General features: G+C 74.3%; 2 protein-coding genes. One reads left to right on the top strand and one right to left on the bottom strand.

The genetic code is table 11. The features are described 5' to 3' along the window. On the top strand, positions 1 to 1305 hold a 1305-nt coding region (locus D7V97_RS42250), incomplete at its 5' end, for a tetratricopeptide repeat protein (RefSeq protein WP_233583596.1). Between the two features lie 91 nt (positions 1306 to 1396). Here D7V97_RS42250 and D7V97_RS42245 read toward each other — a convergent pair. Beyond that, a partial coding sequence (locus D7V97_RS42245; protein WP_233583595.1) for an SIS domain-containing protein occupies positions 1397 to 2452 on the bottom strand: 1056 nt, incomplete at its 5' end.

Raw genomic sequence — 2452 nt, 5'->3', positions numbered from 1 at the left:
ACCCAGGCCTCGCCCACCGCGTCGTCTCCAAGCCCAGGCGCGAGCCCGGGCGCCGCCGCGCTGCCGGAAGGCCACCCGGCGATGCCGGGCAGCGCCCCCGTGGCCCCCGGCGCGCCGCTGCCGCAGGGCCACCCGCCGGTGAAGGACGCCAACCGGATGCCGCCGTCGGCCGAGGAGCTGATGAAGCAGCTCGACTCGTCCGAGGGCCTGCGCGAGCGGGAGAAGTCGTTCGAGATCGCCTCGTCGCTGGGCCGGCTCTACTACTCCAACGGCCGCAACGCGGAGGCGCTGGCGTACCTGTCCCAGGCGCAGGCGAAGGCGGACGGCGTGCGCTCGCTGTTCCTCGCCTCGCGCAAGAAGCTGGGCAAGACGCCCGTGGCCACCGCGGAGGCGGCGAACTGCGGCTTCACGCCCGGCCAGGCGCTGGACGCGATGGAGGCCGTGGCCCAGGCGCGCGCGAAGTCCGGTGACACCGCGGGCGCCGCGGCCTGTGCCCGCGCCGCGCTGTCCGCCCCGCTGGAGGTGGACGTGCTGCGCGGCAACGCGTTCTACCTGCACGGCGACACCGCCAGCGCCCTCAAGGCGTACGAGCGCGCGCTGGAGGTGGAGCCGAAGCAGGAGGAGGCGCTCTTCGGCCGCGCGTCGCTGCTGTTCGAGACGCAGGGGGAGAACCTCCAGGCGCTCAAGACCGCGCGCGAGGGCTTCGACCTGCTGGTGGCCGCGCACCCCGAATCGCAGCGCGCGCCCATGGCCCGGCAGTTGAGCCAGCGCATCGAGGAGACGGTGAAGGCCGGCGGCCGCAAGAAGTGGCTCGCGTCGCGTGCCGCGGACCGCCGCGTCCGGCTGTCGCAGAACGCCGCGCAGAACCCGGCGCAGAACCCGGCGCTGCCGCCGGATGCGCCGCGCCCGCTGACGCCGGAGATGGTGGACGCGGTGAAGAACACGGAGCGCACGCCGGAGCTGGAGGCGGGCCTCACGAAGCTGGTGGAGGAGGGCGAGGAGCACCTGGCGCGCGGCCGCTACCAGGAGGCCCTGGCCAACTACACCCGCGTGGTGCCCTTCCAGCCGGAGAACGGGCGCGCGAAGGCGGGCATGGCCTGGGCGCTCGTCGGCCTGGGCCGTCCCATGGGCGCGCGCGTGTGGAGCGTGGCCCTCCAGGGTGACGCGGGCGCGGTGGAGAAGCTGGGCGACACGCTGCTCGCCAAGGGCGACGCGAAGGGCGCGAAGGCGCTCTGGGAGAAGCTGGCCCAGGACGTGCCGGACTACCCGAACAAGGCCGGGCTCCAGGCGAAGCTGTCGCAGTAGCAGCCCTCGCTGAAGCGGGTCCTGTCAGGGGCGACCACCGCCGAGGCCGAGAAATCGGGCCTCGGCGACGCCGGGCTTCCGCCGAGCTCCCTTAGAAGAACTTCGCGGCCAGCAGGTCCTGGACGTCGAGCAGGCCCACCGCGCGGCCCTCGACGTCCACCACGGGCAGCTGGTCCACCTTCAGCTCGCGCATCTGCGCGGCGGCGGTGAGCACCAGCGTCTCCGGGGTGATGCAGCGCGGGCGCTTGCCCATCACCTGGCGCACCGGCACATGGAAGTCCTGGTGCCCCCGCTCCACCAGCCGGCGCAGGTCTCCGTCGGTGAAGATGCCCTCCAGCTTCCCGTCGCGGTCCACCACGCACGCGGCGCCCGGCCGGCCCGGCGTGTTGGTCATCACCACCACCGCTTCGGACAGCCGCGCGGTGTCCACCACCAGCGGGTTGGCGCGGCCGGTGCGCATCAGCTCGAAGACGCGCAGCACGGAGCGCCCCAGCTTCCCACCCGGGTGCAGCAGCGCGTAGTCGTCCCGGCCGAAGGGCCGCGAGCGCAGCAGCGTCATCGCCAGCGCGTCGCCCACGGCATGCAGCGCGGCGGTGGACGCGGTGGGCACGAGCCCCAGGGGACACGCCTCCTCGATGCGGCCGATGTCCAGCACCACGTCCGCGCCCTTCGCGAGCTGACTGTCCGCGTCGCCGGTGAGCGCCACCACGGGCGCGCCCATGCGCTTGAACAGGGGCAGCAGGCGCAGCAACTCCTCCGTGCTGCCGCTGTTGGACAGCGCGAGGATGACGTCGCCCGGGCCCACGCGGCCCAGGTCACCGTGCACGGCCTCCGCGGGGTGCAGGAACACGGAGCGCACGCCGGTGGAGGCCAGCGTGGAGGACAGCTTCTGGCCGATGTGGCCCGCCTTCCCCATGCCCGTCACCACCACCTGGCCCGTGCACTCGCGCACCAGGTGCAGCGCGTGGAGGAACGCGTCCCCCAGTCGCTCCGTCACGCCGAGGATGGCGCGCGCCTCCGCCTCCAGCACGCCGCGCGCGTAGGTGAGCGTGGCCTCCGCGTCCGCGTCCCGGACGGGAGCAGCGGAGGCGGTGGACGCGCGGCCGGGGAGGGCGCGCAGGCGGGGCTTCTTGGGCGGGGTCTTCGC

Origin of the sequence: Corallococcus sp. CA053C, assembly GCF_003611675.1 — a bacterium.
Classification (GTDB): Bacteria; Myxococcota; Myxococcia; order Myxococcales; family Myxococcaceae; genus Corallococcus.
This window is presented reverse-complemented; position numbering and strand designations above follow the sequence as displayed.